General features: G+C 56.0%; 19 protein-coding genes. 12 read left to right on the top strand and 7 right to left on the bottom strand.

Features of this window, described 5'->3' with window-relative positions; translation table 11 throughout:
* Window positions 1-386 precede the first annotated feature (386 nt).
* Window positions 387-920 carry a nuclear transport factor 2 family protein gene (locus ABJV08_RS03610; protein WP_348041617.1) on the bottom strand — a complete coding sequence of 178 codons (534 nt, stop codon included), beginning with the start codon at window positions 918-920 and terminating at the stop codon, window positions 387-389.
* A gap of 105 nt (window positions 921-1,025) precedes the next feature.
* On the opposite strand from ABJV08_RS03610, the gene ABJV08_RS03605 reads away from it, so the two are divergent.
* Window positions 1,026-1,541 (top strand): nuclear transport factor 2 family protein, encoded by a 516-nt coding sequence (locus tag ABJV08_RS03605; protein ID WP_348041619.1) that lies wholly within the window; start codon window positions 1,026-1,028, stop codon window positions 1,539-1,541.
* Window positions 1,531-2,898, top strand: a complete 1,368-nt coding sequence (locus tag ABJV08_RS03600; protein ID WP_348041621.1) for an aromatic ring-hydroxylating dioxygenase subunit alpha — start codon at window positions 1,531-1,533, stop codon at window positions 2,896-2,898. The genes ABJV08_RS03605 and ABJV08_RS03600 overlap by 11 nt, the downstream gene beginning before the upstream one ends.
* Window positions 2,899-2,923: 25 nt before the next feature.
* Here ABJV08_RS03600 and ABJV08_RS03595 read toward each other — a convergent pair whose 3' ends face one another.
* From ABJV08_RS03595 to ABJV08_RS03585, 3 genes are read right to left on the bottom strand one after another with little or no spacing between them, the layout of a single operon-like run.
* Window positions 2,924-3,799 carry a class I SAM-dependent methyltransferase gene (locus tag ABJV08_RS03595; RefSeq protein ID WP_348041623.1) on the bottom strand — a complete coding sequence of 292 codons (876 nt, stop codon included), beginning with the start codon at window positions 3,797-3,799 and terminating at the stop codon, window positions 2,924-2,926.
* A 13-nt stretch (window positions 3,800-3,812) separates the two neighbouring features.
* On the bottom strand, window positions 3,813-4,211 hold the full coding sequence (locus ABJV08_RS03590) for a metalloregulator ArsR/SmtB family transcription factor (protein ID WP_348041625.1): 399 nt from the start codon (window positions 4,209-4,211) through the stop codon (window positions 3,813-3,815).
* The gene (locus ABJV08_RS03585; protein ID WP_348041779.1) at window positions 4,208-4,840 is read right to left on the bottom strand and encodes a peroxiredoxin; all 633 of its coding nucleotides are present in this window, start codon (window positions 4,838-4,840) and stop codon (window positions 4,208-4,210) included. The genes ABJV08_RS03590 and ABJV08_RS03585 overlap by 4 nt, the downstream gene beginning before the upstream one ends.
* A gap of 101 nt (window positions 4,841-4,941) precedes the next feature.
* Here ABJV08_RS03585 and ABJV08_RS03580 point away from each other — a divergent pair, with 101 nt between their 5' ends.
* Genes ABJV08_RS03580 through ABJV08_RS03545 form a run of 8 tightly spaced genes read left to right on the top strand, consistent with a single transcriptional unit; the run spans window position 4,942 to window position 12,321 of the window.
* Window positions 4,942-5,859, top strand: coding sequence for an MBL fold metallo-hydrolase (locus ABJV08_RS03580; protein WP_348041627.1), 918 nt, complete (start codon window positions 4,942-4,944; stop codon window positions 5,857-5,859).
* Window positions 5,856-6,299 (top strand): YeeE/YedE thiosulfate transporter family protein, encoded by a 444-nt coding sequence (locus ABJV08_RS03575; protein ID WP_348041629.1) that lies wholly within the window; start codon window positions 5,856-5,858, stop codon window positions 6,297-6,299. Before ABJV08_RS03580 ends, ABJV08_RS03575 begins: the two co-directional genes overlap by 4 nt.
* Window positions 6,296-6,703 (top strand): DUF6691 family protein, encoded by a 408-nt coding sequence (locus tag ABJV08_RS03570; protein WP_348041631.1) that lies wholly within the window; start codon window positions 6,296-6,298, stop codon window positions 6,701-6,703. The genes ABJV08_RS03575 and ABJV08_RS03570 overlap by 4 nt, the downstream gene beginning before the upstream one ends.
* 24 nt (window positions 6,704-6,727) lie before the next feature.
* Window positions 6,728-7,975, top strand: coding sequence for an FAD/NAD(P)-binding oxidoreductase (locus ABJV08_RS03565; RefSeq protein ID WP_348041633.1), 1,248 nt, complete (start codon window positions 6,728-6,730; stop codon window positions 7,973-7,975).
* Between the two features lie 8 nt (window positions 7,976-7,983).
* The gene (gene sulP, locus ABJV08_RS03560) at window positions 7,984-9,753 is read left to right on the top strand and encodes a sulfate permease (protein WP_348041635.1); all 1,770 of its coding nucleotides are present in this window, start codon (window positions 7,984-7,986) and stop codon (window positions 9,751-9,753) included.
* Entirely contained in the window at window positions 9,753-11,171 is a 1,419-nt protein-coding gene (locus ABJV08_RS03555) for a cytochrome ubiquinol oxidase subunit I (protein ID WP_348041781.1), read from the top strand. The genes sulP and ABJV08_RS03555 overlap by 1 nt, the downstream gene beginning before the upstream one ends.
* Complete coding sequence (cydB, locus tag ABJV08_RS03550; RefSeq protein ID WP_348041637.1) at window positions 11,168-12,172, top strand: cytochrome d ubiquinol oxidase subunit II; 1,005 nt, start codon at window positions 11,168-11,170, stop codon at window positions 12,170-12,172. The genes ABJV08_RS03555 and cydB overlap by 4 nt, the downstream gene beginning before the upstream one ends.
* On the top strand, window positions 12,172-12,321 hold the full coding sequence (locus ABJV08_RS03545) for a DUF2474 domain-containing protein (RefSeq protein ID WP_348041639.1): 150 nt from the start codon (window positions 12,172-12,174) through the stop codon (window positions 12,319-12,321). The genes cydB and ABJV08_RS03545 overlap by 1 nt, the downstream gene beginning before the upstream one ends.
* Window positions 12,322-12,329: 8 nt before the next feature.
* Here ABJV08_RS03545 and polA read toward each other — a convergent pair whose 3' ends face one another.
* The 3 genes from polA to ABJV08_RS03530 form a co-directional block, all read right to left on the bottom strand.
* Complete coding sequence (gene polA / locus ABJV08_RS03540; RefSeq protein ID WP_348041783.1) at window positions 12,330-15,131, bottom strand: DNA polymerase I; 2,802 nt, start codon at window positions 15,129-15,131, stop codon at window positions 12,330-12,332.
* Window positions 15,132-15,184: 53 nt separating this feature from the next.
* Entirely contained in the window at window positions 15,185-16,012 is an 828-nt protein-coding gene (locus ABJV08_RS03535) for a GGDEF domain-containing protein (RefSeq protein ID WP_348041641.1), read from the bottom strand.
* Between the two features lie 148 nt (window positions 16,013-16,160).
* Window positions 16,161-17,048, bottom strand: coding sequence for a LysR family transcriptional regulator (locus tag ABJV08_RS03530; RefSeq protein WP_348041643.1), 888 nt, complete (start codon window positions 17,046-17,048; stop codon window positions 16,161-16,163).
* A 171-nt stretch (window positions 17,049-17,219) separates the two neighbouring features.
* Here ABJV08_RS03530 and ABJV08_RS03525 point away from each other — a divergent pair, with 171 nt between their 5' ends.
* Together ABJV08_RS03525 and ABJV08_RS03520 are read left to right on the top strand one after the other, a co-directional pair.
* Window positions 17,220-17,636 carry an MAPEG family protein gene (locus tag ABJV08_RS03525; RefSeq protein WP_348041645.1) on the top strand — a complete coding sequence of 139 codons (417 nt, stop codon included), beginning with the start codon at window positions 17,220-17,222 and terminating at the stop codon, window positions 17,634-17,636.
* A gap of 35 nt (window positions 17,637-17,671) precedes the next feature.
* Window positions 17,672-18,187, top strand: a complete 516-nt coding sequence (locus ABJV08_RS03520) for a DUF1993 domain-containing protein (protein WP_348041647.1) — start codon at window positions 17,672-17,674, stop codon at window positions 18,185-18,187.
* Window positions 18,188-18,194: the final 7 nt, after the last annotated feature.

Here is an 18,194-nt window from a genome sequence, read left to right as displayed (position 1 = left end):
TAATGGCGTGTATTCTTATTGCATCAATGGACTGATACTAGCGTTTGCCGCGCGCTCAACTCCTGATTTTATAAACAGATAAGTAGCTGTCCTCATGACGACGGGGTGAATGGCCATTAATGGGTGAAAAATAAACGTCATTTGCTCTTTCAGAAATCGCGATTTTCGATCGATATGCAGCTGTGTTTCCATGGCTTGGCCGATCTCTACATGGCCAACGAACGTTCTGGAAAGCAATCTCCCTGCCGATGCTCGCGCTGTTCCCTGTTATTTGCCGCTAAGCAGGGAAATTCCAAGTCTGAGACCTGTTCTCTATAGACTGTCTCGCGCACCACTATTCTCCACTTGGCAAAAGCGCCCCGCTATCGAGGGGCTCCCCTCGCTGGCTATTTGTAGACAATATCGTCTGGAAATCGTTCTGCCTGGCGCAGCGCTGCGAGAGCGGGGTGATGGGCATCATGGGTGGTGGCGGCATTCTGGCTCCAGCTCATCACAGGTTCGCGATGTTTGATTTTCCAGATATCCTCGCGCTTTTCGAACCGATCAAGATAGCGACCAAGATAGGTCATTTCGCTATCGTCGCCATCCAGCCCGGCCAGATAGTGATAGGCGATCAGATAGCTTTCCACCCGCGCTTGCGCGCCGTCGAAAGCATATATGCTGTTGGTCACCATATGGTGGGTCTGCCGGAAAGCCCGGATCGCCGAGACAAGCTCCGCGCAGAAGCCGTGAGCCGGAACCGCATCACTGCCATAGGCTGTCGTGGCATCGGGCCAGTAGCAGCTTTTGAGCGTTTCCTCATCTGCACGGTCGACGCCGCGGCAATGCAGGGCGATGATTTCGGCAATGGCCGCTCGGTCGGCCAGTTCCGCGGCGCTGGCTATGCGGCCTGGTTCATGCGCGCCCGTTTTGTTCGACATGTAAAACTCCTGCTATCGATAACGGTAATTTACCTGATGCGGGCGGCCCCTACTATGCACCAAAAGAACAGGAGAGATCCGATCTGTGCAACCGAGCTAGCCGCCATGAAGGCCAATCTGCAGATCCGGGATCTGGCGGCGCTCTATATGCGCGGGCTGGATCGATTGGACCGTGATTTGCTGCGCGCGCAATTCTGGGACGATGCCTATCTGGGCTACGGCATATATGAAGGTGGCCCGGATGGCTTTGTCGATTTCTGCATCGAGTCTTTGACGAAACACGACCGCAATCATCATATGATCGGGCAACATCTGATCGAGATCTCGGATGATGAAGCCTTTGGCGAAGTCTATTATCAAGCCTATCACAAGCTGACCAATGAAGCGGGCGAGAAACGCGACTTGGTTATCAGCGGGCGCTATATTGACCGATTAGAAAACCGGGGTGGCATTTGGAAATTCGCCTATCGATCGGAATTGGTGGACTGGGTGCGCGACGATCCATGCGCGGACGATTTTCTGGCTGCCACGCCGATGCTAGTCGGATCGCGCAAACCCTCAGACCCGCTCTATGGCCGGGCCGCAATGCGCCGCAAGTCGGAGCCAGCCGATGGCCCATGACCTGACAAAGCCTTCTGATCCTAGCCTCGCACCGGGCGAGGCGCGGTGCCCGGGACCGTCGATGCAGGATATCATGGATGCCGATGGCGACAATCCGCCGGCCGCCATGCGCACCGAGCAATATGAATTTCTGGGTGATGAGGATCTTGGCTTTGATCGCTATATCCATCCCGATATCCATGACCGCGAAATCGACCAGATGTGGAACCGGACGTGGCAATGGGCCTGTCGCGAAGAGCATATCCCTGCGCCCGGTGACCGCCATGTCTACGATGTTGGCCCTCACTCGATTCTCGTCGTGCACGGCGATGACGGAAAAATCAGAGCTTTTGTAAACAGCTGTCCGCATCGGGGTATGCAATTCGCCAAAGAGGGCAGCAGCGGAACCAAACGCCCGCATATTCGTTGCCCTTTTCATGGGATGACCTTCCATTTGGACGGATCGCTCAAAGAAATTCCCTGCCGTTGGGATTTCCCGCATCTCAACGAAAGCAATTTTGGCCTAACCGAGATTCATTGCGATCAATGGGGTGGATTTGTGTTTATCAACATGGACGATGACGCACCGCCGCTGGCAGACTATCTAGAGATATTGCCGGACCATTTCCAGCAATGGCCGATGGACGATCGCTATGTCGCGCTGCACACGCAGAAAGTCCTGCCGGCCAATTGGAAGATGGCGATGGAGGCTTTTCTCGAGGCCTATCATGTTTTGGAAACCCATTCACAGGCGGTCTACACGGCAGCGGATGCCAATGCGCAATATGATATTTTTGGCAAGAATGTCAGCCGCTTCATGCACGCGGTCGGTGTGCCAAGCCCGCATCTAAAACAGCCGGTCAGCGAAGCAAAGCTGTTCGAAAAACTCGGCCGGAATCCGGGTGACTTGCCCGCGGGTGCGTCGGCACGGGCAGCGCATGCGGATATGCTGCGCAAAGAATATGGCACCGCGTTCCATGTCGATCTGTCCGACGTATCGACCAGCGAGATGATCGACAGCATCGAATATTTTCTCTTCCCCAATATGTTCTTCTTTCCGGGCATCAATATCCGTCTGTGTTACCGGTTTCGGCCGATCGATGTGGATCATTGCTTGCACGAAATATTGGTACTGCAACCCTTGCCGGAGAATGGCGAGCGTCCCGCCCCTGCCAAACCGATACGGCTAGAAGTCGAAGACAGTTACACGGACGTGGAAGGGTTTGTCCTGGCAGAGATACTCGATCAGGACACAGACAATCTGGCCATGCAAAGGGACGGCGCGAAAGCTTCTAAAAAGGGCGCGCAATCGTTGGGCAATTATCAGGAAGCGCGGATCAGGCGATTGCACATGACCATGGATGAATATCTAAGCTAAGCACTGATCAACGAGGCCTCTAATATCAAGCTGTGGCTGATACCAACCAAGCCTTCCCCTTCATCATGACACCTTTGCCGGGAACATGGTGGCCAGAAAACAAATCGATCAACTCCTGGCTCGCAGCCGCAAAGACCGCCTCACCCTGGTCGTGCAACAGTCGGCCGGCTGCCATCGAGGCAAAGATAAATTCCACGGCTTTTTCGGGTGTGGCACCAACACCGCCGACCGGTTGCAAACCTTCATAAGCAACGATATCCGTATTTGAGAATCCGCTGCTGTCGAGGATCTGACCCAGATATTCCAGATCTTCAAACGCAAATGGTCCGGGCGCGCGCGGCACTGCCGGTGGGACTTCGACATGATTTCTGATGACGCCCATCATCTCCATCATCCAGAGATTATCGCGCGGTGGTCCCCAGACCGCGAGATCCATACGCCCATCCTTGCGGAGCAAGCTGTGGAGGTTTGAAAAAGCGCCGAACGGATCCGCAAAGAACATACTGCCAAAACGGGAAAAGAGCCGGTCATAAGGAGCGGCAGGTAGCTGGACTGTTGCGGCATCGGCGCAGGTAAAATCTATGTTGGTCAAACCGGCATCGGTAGCCCGGCCCCGGGCAGCAGCGACGAGATCAGGAGAAATATCGACGCCCATGGCCTTTCCGGATGACGCAATGTCCTGCGCAATGGCCAGCGTGGTAGCCCCACCACCGCATCCGAGGTCAATGACCGCCTCGCCATGTTTAAAGCTGGCCCGTTCTAGCAAAGCATCACCGATGGGCGCGATCATTTCTTCAAACAAGGATAGGCTGGCCAGCCATTTCAAACCCATTTCGCCAGCCCAGTCTTCCGGTTGCGGATCGTTAGGCTGTTGGCCTTGGTTGCTGCGGTCATCGGTCATGAAATATCCTATCCTATAAAATTTTTGCAAAGCCGGCGGTTCCACTGCCGCTGACCAGTCGGGCACCGGAGGTACGAAGCGAGCGGGCGGCCTTCATCACCAGCTGCGGGTCCGGTTTATCGGTTAGCAAAGCCTCCATAGTGCTTATGCAGAGGCGCGAGGCGTCATCCGCGAGATCATACCAGACCTGCTTGCCTTCACGCCTTGTTTTCACAACATTGGCGCGCCTCAGCGCGGCAAGTTGCTGGCTAAGAGCAGGCTGACCTATGTTGGTCGCCGTGTCGATGTCACTGACCTTGCCTTCGCCCCGCAACAGATAGGACAGGATCATCAACCGTTGGGGTTGCGCATAAACCTTCAACTTCTCGGTGGCTTCATCGGCCCGCTCTCGGCTTTCATAAATCGTTGTCACGGGATTTTCACCTCATGACAGAACCAGTCTTCCTCGCGGCTGATAGCGTCAGCCGATAGCGGTGGTATTTGCAACACATCCTCTCCGGGTTGCCAGCCCTCGGGAGTCAGGACATTTTTTTCGTCCGTGAACTGCAAGGCGGTGAGCATACGGATCATCTCGTCGACGGAACGGCCGACATTGTGCGGGTAGCATGTAGTGGCTCTGATTATCCCTTCGGGGTCAATGAAATAGCTGGTCCGCATGGCAGCGGAATCGGCTGCATGATCATCTATCATACCAAAGGCATTTCCCACCGCCATGCTCGGATCCTCCACGACCGGAAATGGGATTGTGACACCAAATCTGTCTTCAATGGCGCGCACCCATGCGAGGTGAGCATAGAGGCTGTCCACGGACAGGCCCAAGAGCGCGCAATCCAGAGCTGCAAACCGGTCCTGCTGTCGCGCCAGCGCTACAAATTCTGTGGTGCATACCGGGGTAAAGTCGGCCGGATGGGAAAAGAAGATCAACCAGCGACCGCGATAATCTGAAAGTTTAACGGACCCTTGGGTTGTGCGCGCCTCGAAGTCGGGCGCGCTATCGCCAATGCGCAAGGAAACGGGCTGTCTCGGTAACTCTTCCATCATTAAATTTGGCCCCTCCGGCGAGTTGAAAAATACGGTCATGTTGACGCAGCCCTTATAGTCTATTACATAGTTTATGTAAATATGAATATTAGGAATTTTCTATGACTGATTCGACCCTGATTCATGCAACAGAACAAATTGCCCAGACTGGGCAAAATCGACCGGTGATCAAATCGTTTTTTGATCACCCCACCAATACGGTCACTTATGTCGTGCATGATGCGGAAACCAAATGCACTGCCATCATCGACAGCGTGTTTGATTTTGATCCGGCTTCTGGCCGCACGGCCCTCGATTCCGCCGATGAAGTGATCGCCTATGTTACGGCAAAGGACCTCACGGTCGAATGGCTGCTGGAGACCCATGCCCATGCCGATCATCTGTCTGCAGCGCCTTACTTACAGGAAAAGCTTGGGGGCAAAATTGCCATTGGCGAGCATATCGTGACGGTACAGAATGTGTTCGGAAAATTGTTCAACGCCGGCACGGAATTTCAACGGAATGGATCGGATTTCGACCATCTGTTTGCCGATGGCGATCGGTTCCAGATCGGGAATATTGATGTAACTGTGATGCATGTGCCGGGCCACACACCGGCCTGTATCGCCTATGTCATTGGCGACGCGGTCTTTGTTGGCGATACGATGTTCATGCCGGACTATGGCTCGGCCAGAGCCGATTTTCCCGGTGGCGATGCGCGGCAGCTCTATCGATCCATGCGCAGGATATTGTCGCTACCCGACAACAGCCGACTGTTCATGTGCCACGACTATTTGCCCGCGGGCCGGACCGAATATGTCTGGGAAACCACGGTTGTCGCAGAGCGCCAGAACAATATTCATGCGCATGACGGAATCAGCGAAGATGACTTCGTCGCCATGCGCACGGCGCGGGACAAGACTCTGGATATGCCGCGCCTGATCCTGCCGTCTATTCAAGTGAATATGCGCGCCGGGCATTTACCACCGCCTGAAGACAATGGCGTGCGCTACCTCAAAATACCGTTGAACGGCGTATGACCCTCTCAGCTTTCCCCCATGCCATGCCGCTGGAAGGTCTGATCGGCGGATTGATGATCGGATTGGCCGCGGCGCTGATGCTGCTGGGTCTTGGCCGCATCGCCGGAGTCAGCGGACTGGCAGCGCGCGCCACTGGCATTGCCAATAGTGGGACCCCCCGCAGCATAGCGATCGCATTTGTCGTTGGCCTGCCTTTGGGCGCCTTCATTCTGTCAGCACTGATCGGGGGTGTTGAGACCCGCTTTCCGCCATCAATCATCCCGCTAATCATCGGTGGATTGCTGGTCGGCTTTGGCACCCGCCTCGGTTCCGGCTGCACCAGCGGTCACGGCGTTTGCGGCATGTCGCGATTGTCTCCGCGTTCTCTGATGGCCACGGCAATATTCATGGCCAGCGGCTTTATCACCGTCGCATTGATGCGCGCGGGAGGCCTGTTGTGAGACAGATGTTCGTCGCCCTATTCGCTGGATCGCTATTTGGCGCTGGCCTTGCCTTTTCCGGCATGGCGGATCCCGCCCGGGTACAGGGATTTCTGGATCTGTTCGGCCAATGGGACCCGACGCTCGCCTTTGTGATGGGCGGAGCGATGATTCCCATGGCGCTGGCCTGGATCATTCAAAAACGCCTCTCCAGGCCATTTGCCGCCAAAGATTTCTCTCTGCCAGGCACATCGCTCATCGATCGCAAATTGACGCTCGGGGCAATATTATTTGGCGCTGGTTGGGGAATTAGCGGCCTGTGTCCCGGGCCGGGCCTGGCGGATCTGGCCATCAATCCGCTGCCTGCCCTTGCTTTTGTCGCCGCATTGTTCGCCGGCATGATCGCTCACCGAGCGACCAGCTAAACCCATGTTCGAAAGGATTCTGCCATGACCGTAAACAGCGCCGGCCAATTTGACGTCCTGATCGTTGGTGGCGGTTCCGCTGGAATCGCCACCGCCGCCAGCATGTTGAAGCGTGACGGGAAAATATCGCTCGCCATTATCGATCCTGCCGATGACCATTATTATCAGCCCGGATGGACGATGGTTGGAGGTGGTGCCTTTTCATCGGAATTCACCCGCCGCAAGGAAAAGGATCTGATCCCCGATCGGGCCCGATGGATACAGTCTGCGGTCGCATCATTTGATCCAGACAACAAGACCGTCCGAACGGTCGACGGGCAGGACTTCGGTTATAATGTGCTCATCGTCTGCCCGGGCATCAAACTGGATTGGGAAGCGATTGACGGCCTGCCAGAAACTCTGGGCAAGAATGGAGTCACGTCGAACTACCGCTATGATCTGGCACCTTATACGTTCCGTCTGGTCAAGGAAATGAACAGCGGAACCGCTTTGTTCACCCAACCCCCGATGCCGATCAAATGCGCCGGTGCACCGCAAAAGTCGATGTATCTTTCCTGCAGCAAGTGGGAAAAAGAAGGTGTGTTAGGCGATATAGATGTGCAGTTTCACAATAGCGGCGCGGTGCTGTTCGGGGTCAAAGAATATGTCCCGGCGCTGATGGAATATGTGGCGCGCTATGATGCGCATCTGAACTTTGAATCGACCTTGGTCGCTGTTGACGGCGAGCGCAAAATCGCGACATTTGAACAGAAGCAGGGTGAGGATAGCCAACGGGTCGACGTTGCATTTGATATGATCCATGTCGTCCCGCCGCAAGTAGCGCCGGACTTTATCCGCTCCAGCCCATTGGCGGCAGAGAACGGCTTTGTCGATGTGGATCCCGCAACTCTGCGGCACAGCAAATATCCGAATATATTCGCGCTCGGTGATGCCTGCAGCGCACCCAATGCCAAGACGATGGCCGCCGCGCGCAAGCAAGCCCCGGTTGTCGCGGTCAACGCGCTTGCGGCCCTTCGCGGCAAGCCCCCGGTTGCAGACTATGACGGGTATGGCAGTTGCCCGCTGACCGTCGAACGCGGCAAGATTGTGTTGGCCGAATTTGGCTATGGCGGAACTTTGCTCCCGAGCTTTCCCAATTGGCTGATCGACGGCACGCGTCCATCGCGGCTTTCGTGGTTGCTCAAAGACACAATCCTGCCACCGGTCTATTGGCATGGCATGCTCAAGGGGCGTGAATGGATGGTCCGGCCCCACCCCATTGGTGCGGAATAAGAAAAGCCATGCAAATCTCCCGCTATCTGCCGATCCTCGATTGGGGCAGCCGCTATACCAGCAGCACGCTGACCAATGATGGCGTGGCGGCGATCATTGTGACGATCATGCTGATCCCGCAAAGCCTGGCCTATGCCATGCTGGCGGGATTGCCGCCGGAAATCGGGCTCTACGCCTCTATCCTGCCGCTCATCGCATATGCGATATTCGGCACCAGCCGGACTTTGGCGGTCGGACCGGTTGCGGTGGTGTCACTGATGACGCTGACCGCAGCGAGCGCCATCGCTCCGCCCGGCAGCGCGGAATTTATTGCAGCGGCCTTGGTGCTGGCGCTGCTGTCCGGCCTGTTCTTGCTGCTTTTGGGCATATTCAAATTGGGATTTCTCGCCAATTTGCTCTCCCATCCGGTGGTCTCGGGGTTCATCACCGCTAGCGGCATCATCATCGCGACAAGCCAGCTGAAGTCGATCTTCGGCATCAAGGCCAGCGGTGCCGCGATGCCCGAACTGCTGTCCAGCATCGCCGCGACGATCGGGACAACCAATCTGCCAACCCTGATCATCGGCGTCTGTGCAACCGCCTTTCTCTTCTGGGTCCGCAAGGGTCTAAAACCACTTCTTGTGCGTTTGGGCCTCCCTGCGCGCCCGGCCGAACTGATCGCCAAAGCCGGCCCGATCGCAGCCGTTGCGGTTTCCACCATCGTCACCATCCTGTTCGATCTGGAGGCCGAAGGCGTGAAGGTGGTCGGAGATATACCGCAAAGCCTGCCACCCTTTTCTGTACCACTGGTCGATCTTGAGCTTTGGAAAACACTCGCCATTCCGGCGCTGCTGCTGAGCATCATCGGCTTTGTCGAATCTGTATCGGTCGGTCAGACGCTGGCGGCCAAACGACGCCAACGCATTGATCCGGATCAGGAACTGATCGGCCTGGGCGCGGCCAATCTGTCCGCAGCATTTTCGGGAGGCTATCCGGTCACCGGCGGCTTTGCGCGTTCGGTGGTTAATTTCGATGCCGGTGCAGAGACGCCCGCTGCAGGAGCCTATACCGCGATCGGTATAACCCTGGCCGCGCTGTTTCTGACGCCGCTGCTGGCCTCCCTACCCATTGCCACCTTGGCCGCGACGATCATTGTTGCGGTGCTGAGCCTCGTCGACTTCAAAACGCCCCTTACGATCTGGCGCTATTCGAAAATGGATTTTGCGGCAATGGCCGCCACCATAGGTGTCACGTTGCTCGCCGGGGTTGAGCCCGGCGTGATTGCGGGGGTCAGTCTCAGTCTCGCCCTGTTCCTGTGGCGCAGCTCGCGACCCCATGCCGCCATTGTCGGCAGGGTTCCGGAAACGGAACATTTTCGCAATGTCAATCGTCACAAGGTTTTCACTGATCCGCGTATCTTGACGATCCGGATCGATGAAAGTCTGACCTATCTCAATGCCCGCTGGCTGGAAGAATTCATCCTCGAGCAGGTGGCGGAGCAGCAGACCGTGCGCCACGTCGTGCTCATGTGCTCCGCAGTCAACGCCATCGATGCCTCGGCGCTGGAAAGTATCGAGGCGATCAACCATCGGTTGGAAGACGGCCGGATTTCGCTGCATCTGTCGGAAGTAAAAGGCCCGGTGATGGACCGATTGAATCGCTCCCATTTTCTAGATCAATTGTCCGGGAAAGTCTTCCTTTCGCAAAACGCAGCTTACTCCGCGCTAATTGCAATTGCGGACTTGGAAGACAAAGCCGATAATATGACCGACACTTGGATGGCAAGAGGCCTGATATGATGGAAAACGATCTCGCAATCAATTTGGCGCGGGCGCAATTTGCGTTCACCGTCAGCTTCCACTTCCTGTTCCCCGCATTCACAATCGGGATCGCGAGCTATCTCGCGGTTCTGGAAGGGCTCTGGCTGAAAACCGACAAGGGCGTCTACGCCAATCTCTATCGCTACTGGCTCAAGATTTTTGCCGTGGTATTTGCCATGGGTGTCGTGTCCGGCATCGTCATGTCCTATCAGTTCGGGACGAACTGGTCGGTGTTTTCCGACAAGGCCGGCCCGATCATCGGGCCACTCATGGCCTATGAGGTCCTGACGGCATTTTTCCTCGAGGCGGGTTTTCTGGGCGTGATGCTGTTTGGCATCAACAAGGTCGGCCGCAAGTTGCATTTCATCGCGACCTTGGCGGTCGCCATCGGGACCTTTATCTCCGCCTTCTGGATATTGTCGGTGAACAGCTGGATGCAGACGCCGGTTGGCTATGCGATCAATGATGTCGGGCAATTTGTGCCAGCAGCGAGCTGGTGGGATATTGTCTGGAATCCCAGCTTCCCATATCGTCTCGTCCACACATTGCTGGCCGCCTATTTGACCACGGCCTTTGCCGTGGGTGCGGTTGGGGCCTGGCATTTGCTGAAAGACAAGACCAACCTAGGCGCGCGCAAAATGTTCTCCATGGCCATGTGGATGGCCGCGCTCGTGGCGCCGACCCAGATCTTCATGGGAGACCTGCACGGGTTGAACACGCTTGAGCATCAACCGGCGAAGGTGATGGCGATGGAAGGCCATTATCAAAGCCACCCCGATGGGGCGCCGCTGATCCTGTTCGGTATTCCCAACAGCAAGGAAAAGCGGATCGACTATGCGATTGAAATACCAAAAGCCTCGTCGCTGATCCTGAAACACGACTTGAATGCGCCGCTGGCCGGTCTGGATACAATTCCCGACCGGGATGAGCCGCCCGTCGGAATCGTGTTCTGGGCCTTTCGGATCATGGTCGGCCTTGGCTTTGCGATGCTCGGCATCGGTCTCTGGAGCCTTGTCGCCCGCGCCCGCAAAAAACTCTATGACTGGACCTGGCTTCATCGTGCCGCCTTGGTGATGGGACCATCCGGATTCATCGCCGTGCTAGCAGGTTGGGTAACGACCGAAGTCGGGCGCCAGCCGTTCACCGTCTACGGGCTGTTACGCACCAGCGAAAGCGCAGCACCGTTGGATGCGCCTGCTGTGGCAACTTCTTTGATCGCCTTTGTCGTCGTCTATTTCTTCGTTTTTGGCGCAGGCATCTGGTATATATTCAAGCTCGCCGCGAAGACACCGGAAGCGCATGAACCGACGCCACACGATGGCCCCACGCGCACCGCAGGGATAACGCCCGCCGCCGCTGTGCTCGATGGACCTATGGAGAAAGGGGCAATGACATGACCGGCCTCGATCTCACAGTCATCTGGGCTGGCATCATCGCCTTTTCCGTCGTGGTTTACGTGATCATGGATGGCTTTGATCTGGGCATTGGTATCCTGTTCCCCAACTTCAAGGCCGGGCCGGATCGCGACACGGCGATGAACAGTATCGCGCCGGTATGGGATGGCAATGAAACCTGGCTGGTGCTGGGCGGTGGAGGTCTGTTGGCCGCTTTCCCGCTCGCCTATGCGATCATCCTGCCCGCGCTTTATGCGCCCTTGATCGCGATGTTGCTGGGACTGGTTTTGCGCGGCGTCGCATTTGAATTTCGCTGGCGGGATCCCGACCATCGGGCCGGCTGGGATTTTGCATTCACCGCCGGATCAATAATCGCGACCTTTGCGCAAGGCATAACATTGGGTGCCTTGCTACAAGGCATTACAGTCGAAGGCCGCGCCTATGCCGGCGGCTGGTGGGAATGGCTGACACCGTTCAGCCTGCTGACCGGATTTGCCTTGCTGGCCGGCTATGCCTTGCTCGGGTGCTGCTGGCTGATCTGGAAAACCGAAGGAGCGTTGCAGCGACAATGCTACAGCTATGCGGGCCGCCTCGGCATCCTGCTGCTCGTTGCGATCGGCATTGTCAGCGTGGCCACGCTTTTCCTCGAAGCAGAATATTATACGCGCTGGCTCGCCTATCCGGGTGTTTTGGCCACGGCCCAAGTTCCGCTGGCCACGCTCGTGATCACTATCTTGTTTTTCCGGAGCCTGTCCAAGCGGCAAGAGGCTGCACCCTTTTTCTGCGCGTTGGGGCTGTTCGGACTAAGCCTTGTGGGCCTAGGCATTTCTATGTGGCCGGATGTGATCCCTGGCCGGGTAACGATCTGGGAGGCCGCGGCGCCCTATGAGAGCCAGATGTTTATGCTGATCGGCGCATCTATCATGGTACCGATCATCCTCGCCTATACCGGATGGGCCTATTGGGTTTTTCGCGGCAAAGTCGGTTCAGACGGCTATCACTAATGGCGTTTGATCCGCTTTCCTCCGACGGCAAAAGAGCAGATAACGCACCCTTGTCTAAGCGCTTGTTGTGGCTGCTGGCTTATTGGGTGATGGGCGTGCTGGTAATCAGCGCCGTCGGCCTGTTCATCCGTTTCTGGATCAAGACCTGACCCCCAGATCAGTGCGCCTCGTCCCAATTTTTCCCGGTTCCGATATCCACGTCCAGCGGCACGGACAGCTTGACCGCCGGTTCCGCAGCACCGGACATCACCGCACGGATCACCTCGCTGGCTGCTGTGACATCGCCTTCCGGTAGTTCGAAAACCAGTTCATCATGCACTTGCATCAGCATTTTGACATTGCCCAGCCCCGCCTTGTCCAGCGCTGGCAACATCCGGGCCATGGCGCGCTTGATGATATCGGCGCTGGTGCCCTGGATTGGCGCGTTGATCGCTGCCCGTTCGCTGCCTTGACGTTCGGCCTGATTCTGCGACTTCAACCGCTCGAACCAAGTTTTGCGCCCGAAGAGCGTCTCTGTATAGCCTGCCTCTCTTGCAGCCTGTAAAGTGGTGGAAATATATTGGTTGATACCCGGGAATCGTTCGAAATAGACATCGATCATATTTTGCGCTTCATCCGGTTCGACCTCCAGCCGTTTGGCTAGCCCCCATCGCGAAATGCCATAAAGAATGGCGAAATTGATCGTTTTGGCGCGCGCACGGGCATCCCGGTCTTCGCTGCCAAACAGTTCGCGCGCCGTACGGTTGTGAATATCTTCGCCGGCCGCAAAAGCCTCTTTCAGCGTATCAACATCGGCAATATGCGCCGCTAGACGCAATTCGATCTGGCTATAGTCGGCAGCCAATATGACATTACCGGGAGCGGCGACAAAAGCCTGCCGGATTTGCCGTCCGATCTCGGTACGGATCGGGATATTCTGCAAATTTGGTTCGGTCGAGGACAGACGCCCGGTCTGCGCGCCACTCAGACTATAAGAAGTATGCACGCGGCCGGTTTTCTCGTTGATCTGTTCCTGCAGCGCATCGGTATAGGTGGATTTAAGCTTCGAAAGCTGCCGCCAGTTGACGACTTTCTGGGCAATCGGTTCGCCGTCTCCAGCTAGCCGTTCCAGCACGGTCACATCGGTCGAATATTGTCCGGATTTCCCCTTCTTGCCCCCCTTGAGGCCGAGCTTCCCGAACAAAATCTCTCCAAGCTGTTTCGGGCTGCCGATAGAGAAGGGCTCTCCGGCCAGCTCATGGATTTGCTTTTCCAGCTTTTCCATTTCCTCGGCAAAGGTCTTGGACAAGCGCGCCAGCACCTCGCGGTCAACGAGCACGCCGGTTCCCTCCATGCCTGCAATCACGGGGACCAGCGGGCGATCCACCATTTGATAGACGCGCGTTGCCTGTTCCGGGACCATCCGCAAGCGCAGGATTTCCCATAGACGCAGGGTGACATCAGCATCTTCCGCGCCATATTCTGTCGCCTTGTCGAGCGGCACTTCGGCAAAGCCAATCGCCTTTTTGCCGGTCCCGGTCAGGCTCTTGAAGCTGATACATTCATGGCCGAGGTGAAATTTGCTAAGCTCATCCATACCATGTCCGTGCAGGCCGGCATCCAGATTGAAGCTCATCACCAATGTGTCATCGAACGGCGCGATCCGGACATCATGTTGGACCAATACGCCCATATCATATTTCAGATTCTGCCCGACCTTCAGCACCGCATCATCCTCGAGCAGCGGCTTCAGTTTCGCCAGCGCATCGTCCAGACCGATCTGCAGCGGCGTTTCACCGAACATGTCTCCGCTGCCATGACCGAGCGGGATGTAACAGGCCTGGTTGGGGCCGATGGCAAGACAGACGCCGACAATACGCGCGGTGACACTTTCCAGACTGTCCGTCTCCAGATCAACCGCGCAGACACCTGCCTCGGTGGCCCGCGCAATCCAAAGGTCGAGCGCCGCCATATCCTGAACGCATTCATATTGTGACCGATCGATGGCTGGCACTTCGGGCCTTTTGCTTGCCGGAAGGGATGCCCCCTGATCCACTACATCGGGATCCTGGGGCTGCGACTGGCCGTCGTCGCCAAGCTTCTTCAGCAGGCTGCTAAAGCCGTGATCGGCCAGAAAGGCGCGCAATGGATCTTCGGGAATATCCTGAATCAGGAAACTCTCCAGCGTGTCGGGCAGCGGGCAGTCTTCCTTCAGCGTGACCAGTACCCGTGACAAGCGCGCCTGCTCGGCAAATTCTATCAGATTTTCGCGCATCTTGGATTTCTTCATCTCCGGCGCGGCGGCGAGCACACTTTCAATGTCGCCAAATTCGTTGATTAGCTTGGAAGCGGTTTTCGGTCCGATCCCGGGGACTCCCGGAATATTGTCGGAACTGTCGCCCATCAAGCCGAGCACATCGCCAAGTTTTTCCGGGCCAACACCGAATTTCTCTTCGACCGTGCCCCGGTTCATCCGGACATTTTTCATCGTATCCAGCATGTCGACCCGGCTGTCGTCAAACGGCTCGATCAATTGCATCAGATCCTTGTCGGATGAAACAATCGTGACATTCCAGCCCTTGGCAACCGCCGCCTTGGTATAGCTGGCGATCATGTCATCGGCCTCGACATTTTCTTCTTCGATCAGCGGCAGCGAAAAGGCACGCGTCGCATCCCGGATCATCGGGAATTGTGGTCTCAGATCCTCCGGAGCCTCCGGACGATTGGCCTTATATTGATCGTAGAGATCATTGCGGAAGCTGGTACCCGACTTGTCCAATACCACCGCCAAATGGGTCGGGCCGTCGGCTTTGTTGAGCTCGTCGGCGAGCTTCCACAACATGGTGGTATAGCCATAGACCGCCCCGACCGGCTCACCGCGTATATTGGTCAGCGGCGGGAGACGGTGATAGGCCCGGAAAATATAGGCCGAGCCGTCAACGAGGTAGAGATGATTGGGTTTGCTGTCTGGAGATTCCATCATAGCGGTCAGCACTAGCAGCGCCGACAAGCTTCGTCATTTCAATTTCGATATCAACGAAGAATTGCGTCCGGCAGGGCCATGTCCAAGTCCAGATTCTGGTCATGGGTCGGGCCTGGTTTGGCCCGCATACCCGGCTCAAACAAAGCGACCCGGTTGCGACCTCGCCGTTTAGCCCTGAACATGGCAGCATCGGCATTCCCCATGATCGTCGGGCGATCCTGATGCGCAGCAATGTGAGCCACGCCGATGCTGACGGTGATCACGTGGCGCATATTCTTATGGGGCTCGAATATTATATTCTCTATTTCATGTCGCACCATCTCGCCAATAATCTGTCCCTCGGCGCCGCTTGTATTGGGAAGAAATATACCAAATTCTTCACCGCCGATACGTCCGACAAGGTCATTCTTCCGCAGTATCTTTCGAAACACCTTACCAAGAAGCATCAGCGCTTGATCCCCGATAGGATGACCAAAACTGTCATTGATGTTCTTAAAATGATCAACATCGACAATCATCAACACATTTTCGAGATGGTCGGCGCGCATAAGATCAAGCCGGGCAAGAAAGCTTTCACGATTGGGCAAACCGGTCATCGCATCAAAATTGGCCCGTTGTTCAAGCGCCTTGTTGACTTGGCGCAACTTCAATTGCGCTTGCTCTAGCCCCTCAGTCAACTCGATGAGCCTGAAACGTTGCTTGGACAAAAAGAGGCCCAGCGGAATGCTGATGCCCCAAGGAACCATGATTGCTAGAACCATTGCCTGCCAGAACCGGAAATCCATACCAAAAAACAAAAGATAGAGAGAACCCGTCAAGGTGAACGACAAAAGGACCGCAACCGCAGAAATAATGGCCGTCTGACGAATAGGCGACATGCTGGAGAAGGTCTTGTCCATGAGGATGAAGACTAGCCCAGATTCATTGATCGACGGTGCAAGATGATGGTTAACAGTCTGGTTGGGAAAAGGTGTGAACTTGCCCAGCATCAGGCATCTTTAGGTTAATAGAAGTCGCTTTTTCACACTAGCCCGCCACCAATCCTTGCAGGGCAGCGCGATTGTCTCGCAGCACCATTTCTGCAAATTCCATAAAGGCCCGAACCCGCGCGGTCCGACGCAAATCTTCATGCGTCAAGATCCAGATGTCGCGTGATGGCATCGGCTCACGGTCGGTTGCTCGGACCAGACCGGGCACGCCATCCGCGGCTATGCAAGGCACCATGATCAACCCCATAGCAGCCTGCGCCAGTCGCACTTGTAGGCCAATACTGGCAAAATTGCCCCAGACCGGTACTCGTGCATATTCAGTATCCTGCGTCCAGTCGGGAAAGCGGCTTTCGCGATCGTTCCAACCGAGCCAGCGGGCATCTTCTGGTCGATTCTCAAAATCCTGCTTGGCCAGATAATCCGGATTGGCGTAGATTGACGCACAATAAGCAAACAGCCGTTTACCGACCAAGGCATCAGGTGGGTTATTGTCCATCCTGATCGCGATATCCGCTTCTCTGCGGGCCACATCCAGCAGATCAAAGCTGGTGATGATCTCCAGATCCAAACCCGGATAGGCCGCGCAAAATTCCGGTATCCGGTCAGCGAATATGGTGAGCGCGAACGGCTCTGCCATGGTCACCTTCAAGCTGCCCGACAGTTCATTGTCGCGCCCCGCAATGTGGCGCTCTACCGTGAATAATTCTTCCGAAAACTGATCTGCGACCCGCGCCAATTCTTCCCCTGACGTCGTCGGGAAATAACCCTCCGGACGCCGTTCGAACAAGCGGCTGTCGAGCGATTTTTCCAACTGCTCAATCCTGCGACTGACCGTACTGTGATGCACGCCCAGCTGCTTGGCGGCGGCCCGCACCGTTCCGGATTCCATCACCGAGCGGAATGTTTTGACGTCTTCCCAATCCATGAACAAAGCTTGTAGCGGCAATTGATCGCTATTCCATGGCTAAAATTTGCACCATGAATGTGCAAATAGGATTTTTGACTTCCTATTTTTCCACCGGTAACAATCTTGCTCTCACGCATCATTTGCCGCAAGTCCCCCAACGACAACATTATTCGACTAGGAGAATATCGCATGACCATCCCATTGATCGCGGCCGTCGCCGGCGCCATTCTCATCATCCTGCAGGCCATTTTGATGATTTTGGTCGGCATGCATCGCATCAAGAATAGGGTGAATCTAGGAACAGGTGACGATCTGGCACTGGAACGTAAAATCAGGCGTCACGGTAATCTAGCGGAAAATGCGGCGCTTTTCGTTGCCGTTCTCGCGCTAGCGGAGATGACCGTGGTGCCGAACAATATCGTCCGGATCATCGCTCTGGTCTTCATTATTGGCCGGATCTTCCACGCGATTGCCTTGTCGACCGTTGCCGGATCGCACGGCGCCAAAACGGGCAAGATTTTTCAGGCCTTTCGCGCCATTGGGGCTCTCTCGACCTTTGGCAGCTTCGTTGCGCTCGGCGGCTATCTCCTCGCCGGTATATTCTAGATATTATATTAAACCCGATTTTGGAAAGACATTATATGACCACAGCCCTCTCCCAGATTTTCAAAGGTTCAACCGCCCAGGCGTTTCGCGGCCTAACCACGATTCTAGGCAAGGCCAAGGCTGCCGCCGAAGCCGCCGGAACCGCGGAAGAAGCCTATCTTGGCGCGCGGCTGTTTCCCGATATGAACGACCTGAAATGGCAAGTGCAGATGATCACCGAATTTGCTGTTCGCGGTGCCGCACGAATGACCGGTGTGGCGACCGACGATCTGCCCGACATGCCGATGGAGGGGGACACATTTGATGCTTTGATGGCTCGCGTAGCCGATTGTGCAGCGCAAGTCGCCGCCACCGACAATGCCACGATTGACGGCAATGCCGGCATGACATTCTCCATGCCAGTCGGTCCCGAACAGACGATGGAACTGGATGGCGAAACCTATGTCCTCAGCTTCTTCCTCCCCAATCTATATTTTCACATTACCACGGCCTATAATTTGCTGCGCATGCAGGGCGTAGAGGTCGGAAAACGCGATTATATGGGAATGTAGGGCCGGT

This window comes from Parasphingorhabdus sp., assembly GCF_039982395.1.
GTDB lineage: Bacteria > Pseudomonadota > Alphaproteobacteria > Sphingomonadales > Sphingomonadaceae > Parasphingorhabdus.
Note: the sequence above shows the minus strand (reverse complement) of the source record. Positions and strands in the feature narration are given on the sequence as shown.